The sequence below is a fragment of the Terrisporobacter mayombei genome, from assembly GCF_020748465.1.
GTDB lineage: Bacteria > Bacillota > Clostridia > Peptostreptococcales > Peptostreptococcaceae > Terrisporobacter > Terrisporobacter mayombei.
Window position 1 is genome coordinate 420,977 of the sequence record NZ_JAHZMP010000002.1, and the last position, 22,489, is coordinate 443,465.

Sequence of the window (22,489 nt, forward strand, 5' to 3'; positions counted from 1 at the left end):
TCTAGTAAATAAATAGATACACCTTAGGATTCAAAATATTAAGGAAAATTAAATACAACAATTTAATGAAAAGTAGTAACAAAATTAACACAATGTAATATAATATAATAAAGTATCTATTTGCACTGCATATAAGCTACAGTACAAACTGATCAGGCCGTAATTTTATGGAGCCGGGCCGAAGGGCAACAGGGAAACGATACCTGTGGGACAGTAATATGTCTTACAGGTTTTTTTATGTGTAAGTACATATATATTAATGCATTGCCATAGAGCTATCAAATTCATTTATTCCTATTTGAGAGTAAATTTAAGGAGGTAACTTTTATGACAGAACAAAAACTTATGAATGGTGAAAAAGGCTTAAGTACCAAGCAGGCTCACCTGTTGCAAGAAAAATACGGTAAAAATGTTTTAGTACCAGAAAAGAAGGATAATTTCTTATTGAAAATCCTAGAAGTATTAAAAGAACCAATGTTTATATTATTAATTGTAGCTGCCATTATTTATTTTATACTAGGAGAACCTAGAGATGGTGCTATAATGTTAGTATTTGTATTTGGGGTAATAAGTATTGATGTAATTCAAGAATGGAAAACAGATAAAACATTAAAAGCATTAAAAAATTTATCGGCACCACATATTACCGTCATAAGAGAGGGTAAAGAAAAGATAATTAATAGTGAAGATTTAGTGCCTGGAGATTTAATGATAATAACAGAAGGGGTAAAAATTCCAGCAGATGGTATAGTAATTAAATCAAGTGACCTGTGTGTAGACGAATCCTCTCTTACAGGAGAAGCAGAGGGCGTATGGAAAACAACTCAAACTATACAAGATGAGAAGGATTATTGGAGAAAAGATTATTGTTATGCAGGTACATTGGTTATTCAAGGTAGTGGGGTTATATTAGTAGATAAAATAGGGGCATATACAGAATATGGTAAAATAAGTACAAATGTAGTAGATGCACCTGAAAGTCAAACACCGCTACAAAAACAAACTGGGAAGTTAGTAAAAACTTGTGCAAAGATTGCCGCTGTCCTATTTGTTTTGGTTTGTATTATAACATTTTTTAATGTTGCTGATTTACCTATATATGACAGATTAATTCAAAGCATACTATCTGGAATTACTCTTGCAATGGCAATGATTCCAGAAGAGTTTCCAGTTGTATTAACAGTTTTTTTATCAATAGGTGCTTGGAGATTGGCTAAAAAACAATCTTTAGTACGAAAGCTTCCATCAGTGGAAACTTTAGGAGCAGTTTCTGTATTATGCGTAGATAAAACAGGAACTATTACTATGAATAAGATGGCCCTTTGTGAGGCTTGGGCAATAGATGGTGACAATAATACATTATGCAAGACAATGGGAATGGCTTGTGAAACGGATGCATACGACCCTATGGAGCATGCAATGTTATCTTTTTGCGAAGAAAATAATATTAGTAGAGATGAATTATTTAGTGGAGAGTTGATCACAGAATATTCATTTACAAATGAAGCTAAGATGATGGGGCATGTATGGAAAAATGATAATGAAATAATTATTACAGCAAAAGGTTCTCCAGAGAAAATATTAAGTATAAGCAAATTATCAAATGATGAAAGAAAAGTTGTTGAAGAAAAGATATATGAAATGTCGTCTAAAGGGCTCAGGGTTATTGCAATTGGGAGTATGAAAATAGAAGAAGAAAAAGATATTCCATCAACTATACATGAGTGTGAGTTGAAATTATTGGGATTAGTAGGATTGGCAGATCCACCTAGAGATGGTATTGATATAGACATAAAACAATGTATAAATGCAGGAATTAGATTAGTAATGATTACTGGAGACAATGGAATAACAGCTAGCGCAATAGCAAAACAAGTTGGAATACCTCATAGTGAAAATATCATTACTGGTGATGAGCTAAATAATATGAGTGATGGAGATTTAAGAGAAAAAGTTAAGTCAGTAAGTATATTCTCTAGAGTAGTGCCTGAACATAAAATGCGTATTGTAAAGGCATTTAAAGAAAATGGAGAAATAGTAGCAATGACAGGAGACGGAGTAAACGATGCACCTGCTCTTAAATATGCTGATATTGGAATAGCAATGGGAAAAAGAGGCTCAGAAGTTTCAAGGGAAGCTGCTGATTTAATATTACTAGATGATAATTTCTCTACTATAGTTGATACTGTAAAAGATGGTAGAAGAATATATGATAATATAAGAAAAGCTGTGGGATATATATTTACTATTCACATACCAATAGCACTTGCAGCACTTATGGCTCCATTACTCGGAATTGATTCATCATTATTATTCTTATTTCCAGTTCATGTTGTTTTGCTAGAATTAATAATAGATCCTACTTGTTCAATAGTATTAGAAAGACAGCCATCAGAACTCGATATTATGGACCGTGAACCTCGTGATCCAAAAGAGAGTATGTTAACTCAAAGAATTTTGTGTAAAAGCATAATTCAGGGATTAGTACTATTTGCAGCTTCTTTTGGAACGTATTATTATTATTTAATTAATAATATTGGCGATGGTAATGTAGCTCGCTCTATGGGATTGTCTATAATAATGGTTTCTAATATATTATTAGTTCAAGTAAATAGTTCAGATACTGAATATACCTATAAATCTATTAAAAAGCTTGTCAAGGACAAGGTAATGTGGGTAAGTAGCTTAGGAATTGTATTAGGTTTAGGAATAGTACTTTATACTCCACTTTCCTCATTTTTAAAGTTAGCGCCATTAAGTTTTTATGAAATGATAGTTGTAATTATTATTTCAATAGTATCTGTAATGTGGTATGAGTTGGTAAAAATTTATAAGCATAGAAAATAAATAATATGAATTATTAATTAAGAAGGATTATGATTGTAAAATCATAGTCCTTCTAATTTGACTTTAAAATGTAAAATTTGGTGTAAGAATATTAAATTAAAGGTAATAATAAACTAATTAAGCAATTTAAACTAAAAGGAGAAAAGTACATGATTAGTTCTGACAGAAAAATAAGAGTTGCACTTTTATCAATAATATCTAATTCGACGCTAATAGTATTAAAAATTATAGCAGGTATTATAAGTGGTTCTGTAAGTATAATATCAGAAGCTATTCATTCTTCAATGGATCTATTAGCATCAATAGTAGCTTTTTTTTCAGTAAAAGCATCTTCTAAGCCTGCTGATGACAAACACCCTTATGGACACGGAAAGATAGAAAATATATCTGGAATTATTGAAGGGATACTAATTTTAATAGCATCAATAATGATTATAGTAGAAGCAATTAAAAAGATTTTCAATCCAACTGTAATAGAAAATGAAAGTATAGCTATTTTAGTTATGTTTATATCTGGATTAACTAATTTTTTTGTATCTAGTAAACTATATAAAGTTGCAAAAGAAGAGGATTCTATGGCACTCGAAGCAGATGCCCTTCATTTGAGAACTGATATATATACATCTGTAGGTGTAGGAATAGGTATTTTACTTATAAAAATTACAAAGATTCACATTTTAGATTCTATTGTTGCTATATTGGTGGCTATTCTAATAATAAAGGAAGCTGTAGAGTTAACTAAAAATGGTTTTGATGAATTAATTGATAAAAGATTAAGCGATGAAGAAGAAAGAGAGATAAAAAATATTATAGAAAGATATAATGATCAATTTATAGATTATCATAAATTAAAGACGAGAAAATCAGGAAACTTCAAACATATTGATTTTCATATTACAGTAGAATCGAGCACAACTGTAAAAGAAGTTCATGAAGTTATTGGTAATATAAAAAAAGAAATGAATAAAAATCTTAAGAATTCTAGGGTGACTATACATGTAGATCCTAGCAAAGATTAAATAAGTAATTTTGTAATTTAGGACACTAACTTTAGCACATATTTTTAGTAGTTTAGAAAACGTTCAGGTGGAAACTGAAATATAAGTGAAGAATATTAAGTTAAAATATAAAGGTATACACAAAAATGTGTATACCTTTTTAAATTGCACAAGTTTCATAACTTATAAATATTTAAAAGTAAATACTGCCCCAAAAATAGCAAATTTACAAATCTACCGATTTTCTACCGAGACATTTTTAAAGTAATTAATTATAATTTATTTATAATAAACTTTATATAAAAAGGGTGGATAAAGCAATTATGGGGAAAAACTTAAGGAAAATAAGAATAAGCAAAGGCTATTCTCAAGAGGCATTATCAATCGAAGCTAATGTTTCCGTAACAAATATATACAACATAGAAAACTATATAAAGATAGTAAAAAAAGAAACCTTGGACAGTGTATTAAAATCTTTAGAAGTAGAGATGTCTTACGATGAATATGAAGCTGCTGTAAATGACAAATCTGCTAAGCGGTTAGGTGAATATGAGGAACTTTATAAAAATCAAATATGTAAGTTAAAAACAAAGGTAGATAAAAGACTACGAGAAGCAGAAAACTTATTGAAAAATGAAAAGTATGAAGAATCTTTAAAAATTTACTTATCATTTTCAAATATATTGGGACATGATAGCAGTTACCTACTAACATGTGCAATTCTTTATAAAAAAGTAGGAAGATATGTCAAATCTATTAATTGCTGCAATAGAATACTTAGTAATGATAAAAATAATAGTGAAGCACAAAAGATAAAAGAAAGTAGTTTAGTATCTTTAAAAGAATTGAATTTACTAACAAAAGATAAAATAAAAAACTATACAATAAAAGATTTAATAGAAAACTCTAGAATAAGTAAAAATAAACTTTATCATTCTGAAATAGCAAACGAATTATGTATAGATGTGCCAATTCAAAAACTAAATAATTAAAATATCATAAAAAAACTGTCATATTAACTTTTAGTATGGCAGTTTTTTAATAAAATTTATAAAAACTAAGGAGGAAAAATTATGGAAGCTACACACAACATACAACAACTAGTACCAGTAACAATTAATGAAAAAGAGGAGGTAGTTATAAGCTCCAGAGATTTGCACCAATATCTTCATATTCAAACAAGGTATAAGGTATGGATACTTAGAATGTTGGAATATGGATTTGAAGAAAATGAAGATTATCAAAGGGTTACACAAAAATGTGACACCCCTGGAGGAGCCCAAAATCAAACGGATTATATATTGAAAATTGACATGGCAAAGGAAATTTGTATGATCCAAAGAAGTGAAAGAGGAAGACAAGCAAGAAAGCATTTTATTGAAATGGAAAAGAAATTTAACTCGCCAGAAGCACTTATTGCCAGATTGCTACAACTAAAAAATAAAATGAAAAATCAAAACACATCACCATTTACAAATAGCAATACTGAAACTTATCCTACTACAAGAACTTCCACACACAAAACTGCTAAAATCTCTATTAATTTATCTACAAACTTCAGAGATACAGCAAAGATAATAGGTATTAGAGAAAACTTGTTTATTAGCTGGCTACTTCTTAACAATTATTGTTACAGAGATGCTTCTGACAACCTTAAACCTTATGGACATGCTATGGATTACTTTACTTTCAGATTTTATACAACAGAGAATAATCATAGTGGAATACAGACTTTGATCAATTCAAGAGGAAGAGAAGTATTTAAAGCTTTATTAATAGATGAAAAGGTAATTAAAAATGAGGAGATAAAATTATTAAACTAAGGAGAAGAAAATGGGGAAAAAATATTATTGGTTAAAAGTTCAAAGAAATTTTTTCAGACAAAAATCAGTAAAGAAGTTAAAACAAAGTGAAAATGGAAATGAAAAGGTTCTTATATATTTGGAGTTACTTGCTTTATCTTTGGAAAATGACAACAAATTAATATTTGAATATGTGGAAGATACTTTTGCAGAAGACTTAGCACTTGAAATAGATGAAGATCCAAAGTTAGTAAAAGAAACATTGGACTATTTAAAAAGTCAAAACCTCATAGAATCTGTAAGTGAAAGTGAGTATGTACTTTTGGAGGCTTTTGAATTAACAGGTAGTGAAGATAAAACTACTAAACGTGTTAGAAAACACAGAGAAAATAAAAAAGATAATTTAATAGAAGAAATTGAAACGGACTGTAACCAAAATGAAACAGGGTGTAACGCAGATGAAACACCTTGTAACAAAAATGAAACGCTAGAGAAAGAGAAAGAAATAGATAAAGATATAGAAACAGATAAAGATAAAAATACAAACAAAGAAAAAGCCTGTGTGACTTATTTAAGTGACAAAACTAAAAAAATAAAAACTGTCGATAAAAATCTAAGTAAAATCACTAAGCTTTATGAGGCAAATGTAGGACCAATTTATCCAGCAAGTAGAGACTGGTTTATTGAAATATCAGAAGAAATCGAATCAGACCTTTTTAATAAAGCCATAGAAATATGCATTAACAAGTCTGTTGTAACGCCATCTTACTTAAAAGGCATAATTAAAAAATGGATAAATGACAAAATATTTACCCTAGATCAGTACAAAGTAAAGGAAATAGAGCTTTTGAATAAAGAAAATGGGAAAAGCACGTCTAAAAACAAGAAAACTTCCATAGAAAATCATGAAGATTATGATGAAGAAATTGACGAGGCAATGTTAAAAGAAATAAAAGAGCTTGAAGCCAAGTTGGGAGTAGTGTAGGGGGGAGCAGATGGATGTAAAACTACTTGAAAGAATGAAAAAGCTAATGGAAAGCTGCAAAACTGTTGAAGATAATTATGATTGCAAAAAATGCAGAGACTTTGGATACACATTTGAGAAAAACAGCCATAACTGTGAAGTTGCCATACCATGCGAATGTTTAGATAAAAAACAGTCCTTAGAAAAATTGGAGAAGTGCGGTTTAAGTGATGCTTTTAAGGGAAAAACTTTTAGCTCTTATAATTGTGAAAAGAAATATCAAATTAAGGCAAGACATCAGGCACTTAAATTTTGCAATGACTTTGTAGATAATAATTCTTCTCTTTTAATTTGTAGTCGGCCTGGTTCAGGAAAGACTCATTTGGGAATAGCTGCTATGCTCAATTTAATAAATCAAAATGTTGGCTGTCGCTATGTGGAGTACAATTCCATGATGATGAACCTTAAACAATGTGTAACTGATGAGGAGAATTTCATAAGAGAAATGAACAAGTATTTAAATCCCAGGGTGCTTTTTATAGATGATTTTTTGAAGGGGAAAATTACAGCAGCAGATCTTAATTATATTTACAGAATCATAAACAGTAGATATTTAAAAAACATGCCCCTTATTATTTCAACAGAAAAAACTATAGATGAGATAATAAGTTGGGACGAGGCTGTGGGAAGTAGACTTGTGGAAATAGCAAAAGACAATATTATAACTTTTAATGAAAGAAGCAATAACTACAGATTAAAAAGCTATATACACTTAAATAATATCTAGTAGAAAATAATTTAAAATATATTTTAATATAAAAAAGGGGAGAAATTATGGATATTTTAATGGATGATATACCTTATAACTTACATACAATGGTGGAAATCATAGGGATGGAGAATTTTTTGAAACTAAGCAAACTTTATGGGGGAAGTAATGTGTACATACCAGTTTATCACAGGGTAACTATGGGAGAGAGAAACAGAGAAATTGCCAGAATATATAACGGCAAAAATATTAATCAGCTTAGGATAAAATATGGAATGACAGAGATGCAATTAAAAAAATTAGTGGAAAATAATATCAAAAATAGATAATCTGAGCGCTATAATAAATATGATTAATTAAAAATGAATGCAACTATATAGGGAAAAACATTAGTCTAATAAGTGAAAAAGAAATAAATCAAAATTTTGAGTAGTAATATGTACATATTAAGTCAGGAGGAAATAATGGAAAATTTGATCAAAAAGGCTAAAAAAGGAGATGAAGAAGCCTTCTTTAATCTTATCGAAATAAATAAGATTTCATTATATAAGGCAGGAAGAGCTATATTAAATAATGATGAAGATGTAGCAGATGCCATACAAGAAACAGTAATATCAGCTTATAGAAATATAAAATCTCTTAAGAATGATTCGTATTTTAAAACATGGCTAACTAAAATATTAATCAATAAATGTAAGGATATCATGTCTAAAAATAAAGAAACGGTAATATTAGATGATTATGTAGAAGAAGGGTATATACAAGAATTTTTAAGTGAATTTGAAATAGAAGATTTGCTAAATGATTTATCAAAAGAGCAAAAGTTAGTTGTGTCTCTTTATTATATATCACAGTTTAATACCAGGGAAATAAGCGAAATATTAAAAGAGCCAGAGGGTACTATAAAGTCCAGAATATCAAGGGCTAAAACAAAACTAAGAGAAAGTTTTGCTATGAGATAAGGAGGTATGAAAATGAACAAAAACAATAAAATAATAGATGATAATACAATCCCAGATTGTGTAAATATAAAAATAGATGAAGCAAGAAACTTAATTAGAAAAGAAAATATAAAGAAAAAAAGAATTAAAAATGCATGTTTGTCAGTAGCAGCTGTTGTTGTTATATTTTTAGGAGTAACTATTTTAAATCCAACATTAGCAAATAAGGTACCTTTTTTAGGAAATATAATAAATACTTTGAAAGAAGACAAAGTTCTATCAGAGAAAGAACCATTTATCAAGAATATTAATAGCAAAAATGGAAGTGCATTGAATAAAAAAGTCATAAGCAAAGATATAGGAATTACAGTACAAGAGGCTTACTGTGACGGAAGTAACATATATATAAGCTATTTATTAGAATCGGAAAATAGACATTTAGATGATATGGAACGTATCGATATAAATGATGTTGTAAATGATGGGGATATAATGGCTAGTTTTAGTAATGAAAAATTACAAATTGATAATACTGTAAGCAAAAAAATAGATAAAAACACATATGCAATAATTCAGTCTATTGATTTAATGCCCCTTGTAACAAAAGGTGTTGATGTAAAACCAAGATTTAATTTAAGTATTAATATATCAAAAGTCAAAGGATATACATCTGAGGGAGGAGATAAGATTGTAAAAGGGCATTGGAATTATAACATAGAGGTTAAAAAGGATGATAGTAAAAATATAGCTTATGAACCAAATTTAGAAAATAATAAATTTAAATTAAAAAAGATACTTTTAACACCAAATACTACAGAGATAGAAATTGATATTCCACGCAATGCTTCAGATCCATATATATTGGCTTATGATGATAAAGGTAAACTGTTAGAGAATCTTACTTTTAGCTATAATTTAGAAAGTGATTTAGGAATGTTACAATATGAGAAGTTTACTCCTATTTCAAAAGATTCAGAATATATTTTGATACAAGTTATAGATAAGAGTAAATATGAGAAAGATGTACTTAGTGAGTTTAAAGTTCCATTAAAATAAAGTCAACGGCATAGTTTGCCATCGGTTGGACAAGACTTATAATATTCAAACAAGAAGTGGTCTTCACTGTGCTCCTTTTACTCATAAAACTATGGGCACTTTCCCAAATGGAACTGTAAGATTTAGTTTTGGACATTTTAATACAGTGGAATATATTGACTACGTACTTGAATCATTAAAAAATATAATAAGTACTAAAAGTGAAATGTAAATTAAATATAGAGTAATGCCAAAGGGATACACAAAAATGTGTACCCCTTTGGCATTACTCTATATTTAATTTATCTATTCATCTTAATAATATTGTTGGATAGCTCATTTATACTATCTGTTAAACCTTGCAGCTTTCCTTCAATTCTCACCAACAAATAAAGTGAAATTGCAATGGGAAAACCAAGGTTTGCAATAATAGATTGAATATTATCCATATATATCACCTCAAACTATACTTCCAAATCGTACTCAGTAGTTTTAGAATCAACCACTTTAGCAGATACACAAGTTACTATATCATAACCCTTTGGTTGGAAGATATTTTGATCTTTTATTAAGTTCATAGTATCTATTATATCTTGCTCTTCAAGGTCTTCCCTTGGATCTTCAACAGTAATAGAAAAACTATTTCCTAAAGTATTTTTAAACGTCATTATAAGTTTTTTTTCATCCATATTTTAACCTCCTAAAAATTAAATTAATTTACTACTCTGATAAAGAAGAGTTATCCACTCTGTTTGTGCCACTTAAAGTATGTTGTTGCATAGCTGCTATTGCATTTACTACAGCCATAATATTATCATTTGAAGCACCTGATTTTATACTTGAAAAAGTCTTGGTTTTTACTATTCTGTCTCCATTTAAATCTGTACCATGATCGAATTTAACTTTAACAGATGAAGCATTGGGAGTTGAAACTACTGCCATATTATTACCTCCTTAAATTTTTTTCGCAAGGATATATCGTTGGCCATACGAACCTTGCGAATTTTATGAGCTCACTTTCTACTTATATAATATAAGAAGAATTTATACTAAAGTTAAATACAACTTTTGTAAATTAATTTGTAAGTGAATTTTTGCAGAGTACGTAATAAAGCAATAGCATATTAAGCATTTGAATTTCTTACATTTTCTTTAAGATTTTATAAATATTCAATTAAATAGTACATAAACATACAAAATACTATATTATATATAATTGGAGAAAATTTATATGCGGCATATAAATATAGGAGGTATTTATGAAACTTTTAAGTTGCTTAATAATATGTATAATATTTATCATAATAATAAGTAAAATTTCAAAAGGAAAACTTATCTTTGTAAAAGATAAGGATAAATCTAAGAAAAGAGATTACATAGTGAAAACATTATTAGTATTAGGTTTTATATTAGGACTTGTTTTTGCATTTTTCTCAACGTGGTATGTGGAATTCTTTGGACAAATAACACCAGAGCAACTTTTATTTAATTTAAAAGCACCACTTAAAGGAACAGAATTTGGTATGACAGAGGAAATACTTAAATCACCAGTATTAAATATTGTTATTTGTACCATACCATTTTTAATTTTTATTAATTTTAAATATAATGTTTTCCTAATTAATAAAAATAATGAAAAGAAAACTATTTTAAATAAAAAAAGAGTGAGAGTTATATCTATAATTTTATCGATTGTTACTTTTATAGGTGGAGCAAGTTTTGGTATTAACAAATTACAATTACAAAAAATTGCTAAAGCTTATTTATCATCATCCACATATCTAGCTGATAATTATGTTGATCCTAGAGATGTGAAAATGACTTTTCCAAATAAAAAGAGAAATTTAATTCATATTTATTTAGAGTCAGTGGAAAATTCATATTTAAATAAAGAATTAGGCGGATATATGGATGAGAACTTAATGCCTGAACTAACAGAGCTTTACAAAGAAGGTTTATCTTTCTCTAATACAGATAAGTTTGGCGGTCCTCATACTACTTATGCTTCTGAGTGGTCAGTGGCAGCCATGATAAATATGGATACAGGACTTCCATTAAAAATTCCTATGGGACGTAATTCTTATGGAAAAGATGGTAGTTTCTTACCAGGAGCTGTTGGTATAGGAGATATTTTACAGGCTCAAGGTTACAATCAAACAATAATGTTTGGAGCTGATGCAGATTTTGGAGGACTTACAACTTACTTTACAACTCATGGTAATTTTAATATATTTGACTATAAAGCAGCAAAGGAAAAAGGCTTAATACCTAAAGATTATAATGTATGGTGGGGATTTGAAGATGACAAACTTTATGAATATGCAAAAAATGAAATAACTAGACTTTCAAAGGAAAATGAACCATTTAATTTTACAATGGAAACAGCAGATACTCACTTCCCTGATGGTTATTTATCAGAAAAAGCTGAGAAAAAACATGATTCTCAATATGCCAATGTTATTTCTTACTCTACAAAAGAAGCAGTTGATTTTGTAAAATGGATTCAAAAACAGCCATTCTATGAAGATACTACAATAGTTATAACTGGTGACCATCCAAGTATGGATAAAAAATTCTTTAAGGACTTTGATCCAAATTATGAAAGAACCATAGTTAACTTAATACTAAATGCACCTGTAACTACTGACAATGTAAAAAATAGACAGTTTGCACCATTTGATATGTTCCCTACGATTCTTTCTACTTTAGGTGTGGAAATTGAAGGAGATAGATTAGGTCTTGGAACTAATTTATACTCAAATAAGAAAACTATTATTGAAGAGCAAGGCATCGATGCTGTAAATAGTGGACTTGGAGATAATAGTGATTTATTTAATGATGAATTTATCAATGATAAGAAGAGCAGCACATTTAGTAATGACTTAATAACATATAAATAATTTGACATTGTATTTTCACTGTCTACTTTTGTAATCACAATCAAGTGAACACATTTGAGTACCCTTGCCACTTGCTTGTGATTACAAATCTAGTATTTGATTCTGTTGCAAAATCTTTCTAAATTCTATCAACCTTCTTTTCACACTATGCTCATTTTCTAATAATTTTTAAAGTGCTTTTTTCTCTTTTAAGAGGTTGTATATATAAAAAAGAGATAGTCTTTGCAAACTATCCCTTCATTCTTTTACTTTTCCTTTTTCTTATTTAATAAATTATAGATGTAAGTTACTACTGCTACTATAATGGCACTAATTACTCCAATAAAGATAAATAGATATCCTATTGGAATCAGTCCAAAAGGCTCTACAAAACTTCCATCTGGCGACATTTTTGTTCCTATGATATTATAGGCTGCAAAACAAATTACACCAATTAATCCTGACACCATGCTAAAAATATATTTTTTCATTTTTCTTCTCCTATTCTCTATACTCTAAATTCTTTATACTCTAAAATATCTCCTGGCTGACATTCCAAAGCCCTACAAATCTTATCTAACGTTTCTATTTTTATAGCCTTTGTTTTTCCATTTTTTAATATGGAAACATTAGCCATTGTAATTCCTATTTTTTCTGATAGTTCTGTCACGCTAACTTTTCGCTTCGCAAGCATGACATCAATATTAATAACAATCATTCATTCCAACCTTCCCTTAAATAGTTAACTCATTTTCTTCATTTAACTCCGCAGCTTTATATGCCAAATGAGGAAGCATAGCGGCTGTAATCACCACAGCCAACCCCATAAATACACCTACAAGAGATGCAAAAAAATAAACGACACCTACTGCTTTAATAAAGAAAAAAACGAGATTACCCACTGTGAAAAAGATAGTATCAACTAATGCCCACCAACTTACTTTTTTTAATAACTGAGCACTTTTTCGTGTAAAAATAGTATCTTGCTCAATTTGTTCTGTAACTTTCCAGCCATAAAAAAGTATCATATAACATGGACTTGCAGTAATCCAGATAAAGATTAACCATGGCATGTAGTAAGTTGAAAACCTTGGAAGCAATTCTTCCATTCCATGACCTAAAATCGGAAATACTTGTGTATATACAACCGCTCCCAAAATACCAAACCCTATGATAATTCTCCTTAAAAATCGAATTAAACTTTCTTTTCGCATATTAACTCCGTTTCCCTCCTTTCATTTCCTTTCCATCCAGAAGAAATCGCATTTTTGTGACAAACTTTTTTACATTCTCCACAACGAATACATTCTGGTGAATTAATACTTTTTCTTATATCAACCTGCATTTTACAGGTTTTTTCACATTTTCCACAACCATTACATTTCGTGTAGTCTACAGACATCTGATAAAAGCTAACTTTTTGAAATAGCCCATAAAGCGCTCCTAAAGGACATATATATTTACAAAATGGTCGGTAAATCATTGTTGACAATAGAACTATAATAAATAAAATCAACATTTTCCACTGAAATAATATTCCTACAGCTCCACGTAGTGATGGATTGGTTAATAGCAAGGGAACCGCTCCTTCTAATGTCCCTGCTGGGCAAATCCATTTACAAAAGTGTGGCATTCCCATTCCATATTGGTTGGTTAAAACAACAGGTAATATTAGAACAAACACCAGCAAAATAATATATTTTAAATATCTCATTTTCTGATCTAGTTTACGTGGAATTGTTATCTTTTTTACTGGTATTTTGTGAAGCAAATCCTGTACAAACCCAAATGGACATAAAAATCCACAAATGAATCGCCCAAATAAAATGCCAAATAAGGATATTAAACCGACAGCATAGTAGGTCATTTTGTAATCTCGATTTCCTAATACTGACTGTACTGCACCTATGGGGCAGGCTCCCAATGCACCCGGACAGGAGTAACAATTTAACCCCGGTACACATAGATATTTTCCAGAACCTGTATAAATCTTTCCTTCCAAGAATCCTCGTATATATCCATTTGAAAATACCGCTACTAAGAGTTGAATCCAATTTCTCTTATTCATATCAACCGATTCCTATACATTCCATACAAATATTCACTGCTTTAGAAAATACGGCTTCTGCTTCTCCTCTATAAATCCCCAATCCAATAAACATCACTGAAACTCCTAAAATAAGCCATCTTGTTTTTTGTGTCTTTGTAGAAAACATTAGTTTTACCTCCTTTACTTTTTATTTTTTTCTGCCATCTCAAGGCGTTTAGAGATTTCTTCTTTCAGTTCTTCTGTGGAAGTTCCTCCTACATAACGGTCTCCTATCACTTTCCCTTTTGAATCCACGAATAAATGAGTAGGATATGCCGGAATATGGTCACATAATCCATTCATTAATTTTTTATCTGGTATCAGAGTGGGGATATTGTTATTATCTGCCATTAGTTCTTTGGCGAATTTTTCAGCTTTTTCTGAATAGGCAGCATCTATACAAACAGTAAATATCCCAACACCTTCTAAGTTTTCTTTTTGCAATTTAGCAAGATCAGGCATTCCATCAATACATGGTGAACAATCAGTTGTCCAAATATCAATAAGAGTTATTTTATTCTTAGAAAAAATTTCTTGAGTTACAATATTTCCATCTAAATCTTCCGCTTGAAAGTTACTAAGATCGATATTTTTCATTCTTGCATTGTCTTCTTCGTACATTTTCTTTTCTTGTTTTTGCATTGTTGCTAAATCTGGTTCATTTCTCGCACCAATAAGTATAGATATCTGAAGGACTCCATATACAACAACTATAACTCCCACAATAATTCCTATTACTTTTCCTACTTTTTTCATAACTTTCTCCTTTATTATTCTAAAGTTTTTACTCGATTGTTTAGTTCTTTCAAATAATCTTCTTCCGTTTTGCCATCTAGATATACATCTCCAATCATTTTTCCTTGGCTATCCACAAAGATGGTAGTAGGATAAGCTACAATCCTATTTGCTAATGATTTTTGCAATACTTTATCCGGTATTAATACTTTTACACTTTTGTTTTCGTGAACAATTTGTTTAGCAAATTCAATCGCCTCATCTTTCCATGCCGTGTCTGTACAAAGGGTAATTACATTCGTATTTGCTGGCTTGTTTTTAGAAAGTTTATTTATTTCTGGCATTTCCTCTACACAACTGGTACAGTCTGTTGCCCAAACATTTATCATTGTAACTTTGTATTTAGAAAAAATATTCGAAGTCACTGTTTCTCCTAATACATCTTTTGTGTTAAAACCTGATAAATCAACTCCATTTAACATTTCATTCATTTCTTTGCTTGCTTTATTTACCTGTGGACTTTTTATTCCAAGAACTTGTTCAGAAGGGTTAAAAAATAAATAACCTTTGATACCGACAAATCCCACAAAAGTGACTATTACAAGTCCTATAGCATATATAAATGTTTTCTTTTTCATTTGATATTTCTTCCTCCTTTTTTCTATTATATTTATATAGTACAGTCATTATTTCAAGTTTGTCAATAAAAATTTATCGAAAAACAATAAATATATTTCGTTTTACGATTGTTTTTATTGCTTAGTTTTGTAAAATTATCTTTCCTTTTTATTAAGTTTATTAAGTAATAATTGGAAAAAATATGAAAATATTGTAAAAATTTACTAAATATACTGTAAATACCAGGAAAAATTTGGTGAAAATATTTAGTTTTCTTATTGACTAAAGCAAATGAAAGGAATATAATTAGCAATTGTTAATCAAGAAAAGGGAGAGAAAAAATATGGAAAGTACAGTAGAAGCAATCGCAACTAATAATTTAATATTAATATTTGCAACAATAGGTATTACAGGAATTGTGTTAGGAAGATTAAGTGAAATATTAAAAATTCCAGATGTAATCCTTTATTTAATAGCAGGAATAATAATAGGACCAGCAGTGTTAAATATAATAAGTGTACAATCTTTTCCAGTGGAAAATAACCTTATATTAACATTTGGATCAGCATTCATATTGTTTGAAGGTGGAAAAGAAATAAATTTAAAAGTATTGAATAAAGTTAAGGTAAGTGTAGGTATGTTGTCAACAGTAGGTGTTATAGTATCAGCTGTTGTAGTAGGTGTAATATCAGGAAAAGTTTTTGGACTTCCAATGGTAACAGCTTTACTTTTAGGATCAGTAGTAGCGTCAACTGACCCAGCGGCTCTTATACCAGTTTTTAAACAAGTTACTATAAAGGATAAAATAAAACAAACAGTAGTAAGTGAGTCAGCATTTAATGATGCAGTGGGAGCTATATTAGTTTCTACATTATTAGGAGTAGTAACTAGTGGTGAGTTTTCTGTTGCTGCTAGTACAAAAGAATTACTTGTATCAGCAGGTTTAGGTATTGGTGTAGGTGTAGTAATAGGATATTTATTAACAGTATTTATGTCAGACAAAAAAATAGGAGTATTTCACTCTTATGCACCAATAATGTCTTTATTAACAGTAGCCTTAGCTTATGAAATAGCACTTAAGCTTGGTGGTAGTGGATATATGGCAGTATTTATAGCAGGTTTAATTTCTGGAAACAAGAAATTATTTGGACTATGGATACCAGAATACGACTTCCAATCAGTACACCATTTTTCAGAAAGTGTAAGTACAATGTGTCGTATGGCAATATTTGTAGTACTAGGAACACAAGTAGACTTAGGAGCTCTTGCAACATATTGGGCACCATCACTACTAATGGTTTTAGTATTAATGTTTGTAGCAAGACCACTTGTAGTATTAATATGTACAGCTTTTGATAAAAGTGCAAAATGGACTTTTAAAGATAGATTATTTATGATGTGGGTTAGGGAAACAGGAGTTATACCAGCTGCATTATCAGGTATAATAGTTTCTATGAAAATTCCAGGATATGAAATAATATCATCAGTAGTATTTATGACAATACTTGTAACTTTAATAGTACAAGCTAGTACTACTAAGATGGTTGCTAAAAAGCTTGGTGTTTTAGAAGAAAGTGAAGAAATGGAAGAATCATCTCAAATTGCATAGAGTTTAATTTGAAAATAAATATAAAATTAAATCAAAAGGCGTGTATTTTCTAATTTGGAAAATATATGCCTTTTGATTTTTTTAACATAAATATTTGGATATAATAAGTTATAGTAACAAAAGGAGACATAGACATATTTTGTGATATGAGTGTATAATAGAACATAACTATATTTAAAGGAGCAACAAATGAAAACATTTAATCAATTGGTAATAAATGAAAAACTTATAAAAGGACTAGTAAAGCAAAATATAACAGAGCCAACAAAGGTTCAGTCATTAACAATAGAAAAAATAAGAGAAAACAAAGACTTACTAGTAAATAGTCAAACAGGAAGTGGAAAAACCCTAGCTTACCTACTTCCAATGTTTGAAAAAATAGACACAACAATGAGAGAGACACAAGTTTTAGTACTTGCACCTACTCATGAATTAGTAATGCAAATAGCTAACCAATCAAAATTATTAGCAGAAAACTCTAATATGGATGTAACTACTTTTGCCATAATAGGAGAAGTTAACATCCAAAAACAAATTAAAAACATAAAAGCAATGAAGCCTCATATAGTAGTAGGAACTGCTGGTAGACTTCTTGATTTAATTCAGCAAAAAAAACTAAGAGTACATGATGTAAAGACTATAATACTAGACGAAGTTGATAGTTTAGTAAGTGGTAAAGGCGAAGGAATTGTTGAAAAAATAATAAAAACTACTTTAAGAGATAGACAACTTTTAGGATTTACAGCTAGTTTAGACGACAAGTCTGAGAGTTTCTGTGATTATATGATGAAGGATATGGAAATCATAAAAGCTACTGATCAGTCAGCTATAAATCCAAAAATTAATCATATGTACATCTATGGTGACAGAAGAGAAAAGTTCACAATCCTTAGAAAGGCTTTATCTAGTGCTAAGGCTAAGAGAGCAATAGTTTTTGTAAATGACGAAGATAGTATAGAAGTTATAAACGAAAAATTAAACTACCATAAATACAAAGCTGTATGTATATCAGGTAAAATGAGTAAAGAAGATAGAAAAAATGCAATGACTTCTTTTAGAAGTGGAAAAGCAACTATTTTAGTTTCTTCTGACTTATCTGCAAGAGGGCTGGATATACCTGATGTTAGTCATATATTCAACTTAGATTTTCCACCTAGCAAAAACGAATATCTACACAGATGTGGTAGAAGTGCTAGAGGTGATAAAAAAGGTACTGCCATATCAATTGTTACTAATCAAAACTTAGGAACAATTAGAGATTACAAAAGGCAGTTTAAAATAAATATGAATGCAGTAGAAATAAAAGAAGGTGAATTTGTTGATGTTGACTTTACAAAATTAAAAAAGGAAACAAAAGCAAAAAGAGAAAATAAAGATAGAAAATAAATTAATTTAAAGGAATATGGCTTCAATATATAGAAAAAATATTTTTTTGAATTAAGTCAAATTATATTTAATAAGTTTGGAATTAGATTATTTTTATCAAATAATAAGAAAAAAAGTCTATAATTTCTTGTTTTATCCACCACAATACAACAATTTATCTATAAGAAAAATGTTACACTCTTATAGAAGAAAATAGATATATACAAATTATTCAACAAAATTAGGGGAAAAGACTAATAGAATAAAAAAGAACAAAGGGGATAAAACAAATGAAAAAAAACGGATTAACTTTTCTTATGATTATGCTATTTTTACCAATGATGATGACTGGTTGCAAAAGTGAAACACCAACGGATATGGTAAACACATATTTTTCATCTATAAAGAAAAGTGATAGCAAAGAAGCTGAAAAACTTATAGAAAACACACTTTCAGATGAAATACTAAACGAAGCAACTAGTGAAACTTCAGCAATTGACAAAACACCTGACAAATCTAGTGAATCAAATAAAGAAAGCAAAAATTTAGATGAATCACTAAAAATGTATCTTTCAAAGATAGATGCTAAGGTATTATCTGAAAAAGTTAATGAAGATAGCGCAACTGTAAAGGTGGAAGTAAAAGCACCTAATTATAGCAATTTATTGTTGGAAGTTATGCAAGATAGCATGAAAGAAAGTCTAGTTGGAAAAGATGTAAAACAATCTGATGTGGAAAAAAACTTAGAAGCAAAAATTAAAAATAGCAAAGCTGAAACTAGAACTGGGCAAATAAATCTAACTAAAAAAGATAATAAATGGAGTATAAAATCTGATGCGGATATTACAAACTTGCTTCTTGGAGAAGCTGATGAAAAAGAAAGTGTAATGTTTAGTAAATAGAAAAATAAATTCATAATTATATAAAAGAAATAGTACTCTTTAAAGAGTACTATTTTTTTGTAAATTAAAAAGCATATGAATAATAAATAGGTTTTGATTTTCATGTATGGATTTGCAAGGGGGAAGTTAGGGTGGCTAAAGAAAAGAAAAAAAGGGAAAGCACAAATAAGAAAAGTAAGAAGCAATCAAGCCGAAATTGCAACTCAAAGCAAAATAGCAATTCAAAGCAAAATAGCAATGATAATATAAAGCTTTCTGATTTTAGTTATGCTGAACTTATAGTATTAGCTGCCACATTATCTTTTAGTTTGGCTGAAGAACTTGATGAAGATGACTTGACCATATTCATTGTTTTTCTAGGACTTTTGTTAGCAGATATGCAAACACTTGCTGCACAAAGAGCAATTAAAGCTAGACAACAAGCCTCTGTGACAGAAGATTTGGAATTAGAAACGGAGATATAAAATTACACTTGGGTAATAAATAATAAATAAAGATTGTTAAAAAATTTACAAAAAATGTAGAAATTAATGATAAATTAGTAAAAAACTGATACAATTATTATATACACTTGGAAATTATTTACATAATAAGTATAATTCATAAACGGGGGTGGGGAAGTGTCTATTACAGTTGAAGCATTTTACAACGCAATAAACATGTTTTTATTAGCATTAACTCTTACTAGTATGGTAGCATTTGTGTTTTCTGCAGCAAAAAACAGATCAATAAATAGTGAAGTTTCCAAGTTATAACAAAGTAATGATAATTTAAAATTTAACATAATAATTATAATTACACTCAAAATATAAATCTATTTCCTAAAAGTTTTATTAAAAGGGAATAGATTTTTTTAAATCATGGGAAATTTGTGTATAATATTATGTATATAAACAAAAATGATAAATGGATAAAAAGAGGTTAACTATGAATAAATATGAAAATATATTAGAAAGCCAAAGAAAGTATTTATCGCATCTTGGAACAATAGATGAAGATAAAAGAATTGATAACTTAAAAAAATTAAAAAAAGTAATAAAGAAATATGAAAATGAAATAATTGATGCCCTAAATAAAGATTTGGGAAAACATATTTTTGAAGCTTATTCCAATGAGGTGGGATTTGTTTATGGAAGTATAGACTTTGTCATAAAAAACTTAAAAACTTGGGCGAGAGTTAAAAAGGTAAAAAATGATGCAGCTCAACTTCCTGGTAAATCATATATTTATAAGTCTCACTATGGAGCTGTTTTAATAATAGGACCATATAACTATCCCTTCCAGTTGACTATAGAACCATTAATTGGTGCCATAGCAGGAGGAAACACAGTAATCTTAAAACCTTCTGAATATGCAACTGCTACTGAAGCTATATTAGAAAAAATAATAAAAGAAATTTTTGATGAAGAATATATTGCAGTTGTTACAGGGGACTATAAAGTAAATAGCGATCTTTTGGATTTGGAGTTTGACTACATATTCTTTACTGGTAGTGTAAATGTTGGTAAAATAGTAATGGAAAAAGCCAGTAAGCACTTAACACCAGTAACATTAGAACTTGGAGGAAAATCTCCTGTAATAGTTGATAATACTGCTGACTTAAAAATAAGTGCAAAACGAATACTTTGGGGTAAATTAACAAATGCAGGGCAAACTTGTGTGGCACCTGATTATCTATTGGCTCACGAACATATATATGAAGAACTTATAGAAGAGCTTAAAAATGCCATAGTTGAATTTTATGGAAATGATATTATTAACAATAAAGAGTTTGGTAGAATAATAAACGACAAACATATGAATAGATTAAACAATATCCTTGAAAATGACAAAGACAAAATAGTAGTTGGTGGAGAAGTGGATTTTGAACAAAGATATATTTCACCAACAATTCTTAGAGATGTAACTTTGGAAGATAGTGTTATGCAAGATGAAATTTTTGGACCAATACTTCCAGTTATAAAGTATGAAAACTTGGAAGACTTAAAATATTATATTTCTAAACATAAAAATCCATTGGCATTATACGTATTTTCTGAAAATGATGATTTTAGTGAAGATATGATAAGAAGATTTACTTTTGGTGGAGGATGCGTTAACGATACCATAAGTCATGTGGCATCTGCTCATCTGCCTTTTGGCGGAGTTGGAACTTCTGGAATGGGTAACTATCATGGAAAGGCTAGCTTCGATACTTTTACACATACTAAATCAATAGTTAAAAAAAGTACTAAAATAGATCTTAAGTTGGTGTTTCCACCATACAAGAAAAAGGTAAACCTAATTAAAAAAATAATGAAGTAGAAAAATAAAAAAGAGTTAATGCAAAGAAATATATTAATTTCAATACTTTAACTCTTTTTCTATGTACTATTTTAAGTTGAAACTTTAAGACCAATTGGATTCACTAGTTTTTTTGAAAAATAATAAATCTAAAAAATTAAATCCAAATGAACCACCAAAAGATATTGCTACAATATTAAATAGATCAATATTATCAGGTTTAAAAAATATTGATAATAGACCTAAGAATAAAAAATAGCATACAAAACCTTTTACAAATTTAATAATTCTGCCTTTTAAATCTCTCTTATTTAAATTTTTAAGTTGTATAAGAGTTGCTATAAGCATACAAACTAAAAACAATAAAAAGCTTATAAAGTATATAGAAAGGAATTTCTGAATAATTTCATTATTAATTTTGTTATCAAAAATGTAAACTAAAATCAATAGAATAGTCAATGCTACTATTACCCCCAAGAAAATTCTATTAAATTTAACTAATTTATCATTTGCCATGGTTACCCCCTAATATTGTGCACTTTTATATAACAATATCATAATTAGTAATAACTGACAAACTCACATTAAAATATATCTAGAAAAAGTGTTTAGTAGGAAAAGGTAAACCTAATAAAAAAATAATGAAGTGATTT

The 22,489-nt window shown here is 29.1% G+C and carries 28 protein-coding genes and 1 riboswitch; of the genes, 17 read left to right on the forward strand and 11 right to left on the reverse strand.

The genetic code is table 11. From position 1 onward, the window contains the following. The first annotated feature begins 138 nt into the window (after positions 1 to 138). Positions 139 to 216: riboswitch (NiCo riboswitch) on the forward strand. A gap of 111 nt (positions 217 to 327) precedes the next feature. The 10 genes from K0039_RS08410 to K0039_RS08455 all read left to right on the forward strand — a co-directional run bounded on the left by K0039_RS08410 (position 328) and on the right by K0039_RS08455 (position 9,588). After that, positions 328 to 2,847, forward strand: a complete 2,520-nt coding sequence (locus tag K0039_RS08410) for a cation-translocating P-type ATPase (RefSeq protein WP_228104606.1) — start codon at positions 328 to 330, stop codon at positions 2,845 to 2,847. A gap of 149 nt (positions 2,848 to 2,996) precedes the next feature. Further along, on the forward strand, positions 2,997 to 3,866 hold the full coding sequence (locus tag K0039_RS08415; protein WP_228104607.1) for a cation diffusion facilitator family transporter: 870 nt from the start codon (positions 2,997 to 2,999) through the stop codon (positions 3,864 to 3,866). A gap of 302 nt (positions 3,867 to 4,168) precedes the next feature. Continuing rightward, positions 4,169 to 4,837 carry a helix-turn-helix domain-containing protein gene (locus K0039_RS08420; RefSeq protein WP_228104608.1) on the forward strand — a complete coding sequence of 223 codons (669 nt, stop codon included), beginning with the start codon at positions 4,169 to 4,171 and terminating at the stop codon, positions 4,835 to 4,837. 81 nt (positions 4,838 to 4,918) lie between these two features. Continuing rightward, complete coding sequence (locus K0039_RS08425; RefSeq protein WP_228104609.1) at positions 4,919 to 5,668, forward strand: antA/AntB antirepressor family protein; 750 nt, start codon at positions 4,919 to 4,921, stop codon at positions 5,666 to 5,668. A gap of 10 nt (positions 5,669 to 5,678) precedes the next feature. Further along, positions 5,679 to 6,632: a phage replisome organizer N-terminal domain-containing protein gene (locus K0039_RS08430; RefSeq protein WP_228104610.1), complete on the forward strand. Its 954-nt coding sequence runs from the start codon at positions 5,679 to 5,681 to the stop codon at positions 6,630 to 6,632. A 10-nt stretch (positions 6,633 to 6,642) separates the two neighbouring features. After that, on the forward strand, positions 6,643 to 7,398 hold the full coding sequence (locus tag K0039_RS08435) for an ATP-binding protein (RefSeq protein WP_228104611.1): 756 nt from the start codon (positions 6,643 to 6,645) through the stop codon (positions 7,396 to 7,398). A 47-nt stretch (positions 7,399 to 7,445) separates the two neighbouring features. After that, complete coding sequence (locus K0039_RS08440; RefSeq protein ID WP_228104612.1) at positions 7,446 to 7,709, forward strand: Mor transcription activator family protein; 264 nt, start codon at positions 7,446 to 7,448, stop codon at positions 7,707 to 7,709. A gap of 135 nt (positions 7,710 to 7,844) precedes the next feature. Further along, on the forward strand, positions 7,845 to 8,342 hold the full coding sequence (locus tag K0039_RS08445) for an RNA polymerase sigma factor (protein ID WP_228104613.1): 498 nt from the start codon (positions 7,845 to 7,847) through the stop codon (positions 8,340 to 8,342). A gap of 12 nt (positions 8,343 to 8,354) precedes the next feature. Further along, positions 8,355 to 9,377 carry a DUF4179 domain-containing protein gene (locus tag K0039_RS08450; protein ID WP_228104614.1) on the forward strand — a complete coding sequence of 341 codons (1,023 nt, stop codon included), beginning with the start codon at positions 8,355 to 8,357 and terminating at the stop codon, positions 9,375 to 9,377. 25 nt (positions 9,378 to 9,402) lie between these two features. Then, the gene (locus tag K0039_RS08455) at positions 9,403 to 9,588 is read left to right on the forward strand and encodes an aminotransferase class V-fold PLP-dependent enzyme (RefSeq protein WP_228104615.1); all 186 of its coding nucleotides are present in this window, start codon (positions 9,403 to 9,405) and stop codon (positions 9,586 to 9,588) included. Between the two features lie 70 nt (positions 9,589 to 9,658). Here K0039_RS08455 and K0039_RS08460 read toward each other — a convergent pair whose 3' ends face one another. Genes K0039_RS08460 through K0039_RS08470 form a run of 3 tightly spaced genes read right to left on the reverse strand, consistent with a single transcriptional unit; the run spans position 9,659 to position 10,298 of the window. Continuing rightward, positions 9,659 to 9,805 carry a YvrJ family protein gene (locus K0039_RS08460; RefSeq protein WP_018591228.1) on the reverse strand — a complete coding sequence of 49 codons (147 nt, stop codon included), beginning with the start codon at positions 9,803 to 9,805 and terminating at the stop codon, positions 9,659 to 9,661. A gap of 15 nt (positions 9,806 to 9,820) precedes the next feature. Beyond that, complete coding sequence (locus K0039_RS08465; RefSeq protein ID WP_228104616.1) at positions 9,821 to 10,045, reverse strand: DUF2922 domain-containing protein; 225 nt, start codon at positions 10,043 to 10,045, stop codon at positions 9,821 to 9,823. Between the two features lie 31 nt (positions 10,046 to 10,076). After that, positions 10,077 to 10,298, reverse strand: coding sequence for a DUF1659 domain-containing protein (locus K0039_RS08470; protein WP_228104617.1), 222 nt, complete (start codon positions 10,296 to 10,298; stop codon positions 10,077 to 10,079). Between the two features lie 317 nt (positions 10,299 to 10,615). Between K0039_RS08470 and K0039_RS08475 the strand changes: the two genes are divergently transcribed. Beyond that, complete coding sequence (locus K0039_RS08475; protein WP_228104618.1) at positions 10,616 to 12,256, forward strand: LTA synthase family protein; 1,641 nt, start codon at positions 10,616 to 10,618, stop codon at positions 12,254 to 12,256. Between the two features lie 245 nt (positions 12,257 to 12,501). Here the strand turns inward: K0039_RS08475 and K0039_RS08480 are convergent, their stop codons facing one another. From K0039_RS08480 to K0039_RS08510, 7 genes are read right to left on the reverse strand one after another with little or no spacing between them, the layout of a single operon-like run. Next, entirely contained in the window at positions 12,502 to 12,726 is a 225-nt protein-coding gene (locus K0039_RS08480; RefSeq protein ID WP_228104619.1) for a DUF3955 domain-containing protein, read from the reverse strand. Between the two features lie 17 nt (positions 12,727 to 12,743). Beyond that, on the reverse strand, positions 12,744 to 12,953 hold the full coding sequence (locus K0039_RS08485; protein WP_228104620.1) for a helix-turn-helix domain-containing protein: 210 nt from the start codon (positions 12,951 to 12,953) through the stop codon (positions 12,744 to 12,746). A gap of 16 nt (positions 12,954 to 12,969) precedes the next feature. Further along, positions 12,970 to 13,449, reverse strand: coding sequence for a DUF2975 domain-containing protein (locus K0039_RS08490; RefSeq protein WP_228104621.1), 480 nt, complete (start codon positions 13,447 to 13,449; stop codon positions 12,970 to 12,972). Continuing rightward, a complete protein-coding gene (locus K0039_RS08495) occupies positions 13,431 to 14,303 on the reverse strand; it encodes a 4Fe-4S binding protein (protein ID WP_228104622.1) in 873 nt (290 codons plus the stop codon). Before K0039_RS08495 ends, K0039_RS08490 begins: the two co-directional genes overlap by 19 nt. Before the next feature lies 1 nt (position 14,304). Next, complete coding sequence (locus K0039_RS08500; protein ID WP_228104623.1) at positions 14,305 to 14,451, reverse strand: CD1871A family CXXC motif-containing protein; 147 nt, start codon at positions 14,449 to 14,451, stop codon at positions 14,305 to 14,307. 14 nt (positions 14,452 to 14,465) lie between these two features. After that, positions 14,466 to 15,080 (reverse strand): TlpA family protein disulfide reductase, encoded by a 615-nt coding sequence (locus K0039_RS08505; RefSeq protein ID WP_228104624.1) that lies wholly within the window; start codon positions 15,078 to 15,080, stop codon positions 14,466 to 14,468. A gap of 14 nt (positions 15,081 to 15,094) precedes the next feature. Next, positions 15,095 to 15,697, reverse strand: coding sequence for a TlpA disulfide reductase family protein (locus K0039_RS08510; protein WP_228104625.1), 603 nt, complete (start codon positions 15,695 to 15,697; stop codon positions 15,095 to 15,097). 323 nt (positions 15,698 to 16,020) lie between these two features. Between K0039_RS08510 and K0039_RS08515 the strand changes: the two genes are divergently transcribed. The 6 genes from K0039_RS08515 to K0039_RS08535 all read left to right on the forward strand — a co-directional run bounded on the left by K0039_RS08515 (position 16,021) and on the right by K0039_RS08535 (position 21,857). Next, a complete protein-coding gene (locus K0039_RS08515; RefSeq protein WP_228104626.1) occupies positions 16,021 to 17,286 on the forward strand; it encodes a cation:proton antiporter in 1,266 nt (421 codons plus the stop codon). A gap of 189 nt (positions 17,287 to 17,475) precedes the next feature. Beyond that, complete coding sequence (locus K0039_RS08520; protein WP_228104627.1) at positions 17,476 to 18,672, forward strand: DEAD/DEAH box helicase; 1,197 nt, start codon at positions 17,476 to 17,478, stop codon at positions 18,670 to 18,672. Positions 18,673 to 18,941: 269 nt separating this feature from the next. Continuing rightward, a complete protein-coding gene (locus K0039_RS08525) occupies positions 18,942 to 19,553 on the forward strand; it encodes a hypothetical protein (protein WP_228104628.1) in 612 nt (203 codons plus the stop codon). A 131-nt stretch (positions 19,554 to 19,684) separates the two neighbouring features. Then, complete coding sequence (locus K0039_RS08530; RefSeq protein ID WP_228104629.1) at positions 19,685 to 20,017, forward strand: hypothetical protein; 333 nt, start codon at positions 19,685 to 19,687, stop codon at positions 20,015 to 20,017. 156 nt (positions 20,018 to 20,173) lie between these two features. Continuing rightward, complete coding sequence (locus K0039_RS21965) at positions 20,174 to 20,308, forward strand: hypothetical protein (RefSeq protein ID WP_265589442.1); 135 nt, start codon at positions 20,174 to 20,176, stop codon at positions 20,306 to 20,308. Between the two features lie 172 nt (positions 20,309 to 20,480). Further along, positions 20,481 to 21,857, forward strand: a complete 1,377-nt coding sequence (locus K0039_RS08535) for an aldehyde dehydrogenase (protein WP_228104630.1) — start codon at positions 20,481 to 20,483, stop codon at positions 21,855 to 21,857. Positions 21,858 to 21,941: 84 nt separating this feature from the next. Here the strand turns inward: K0039_RS08535 and K0039_RS08540 are convergent, their stop codons facing one another. Next, entirely contained in the window at positions 21,942 to 22,352 is a 411-nt protein-coding gene (locus K0039_RS08540; protein ID WP_228104631.1) for a hypothetical protein, read from the reverse strand. Positions 22,353 to 22,489: the final 137 nt, after the last annotated feature.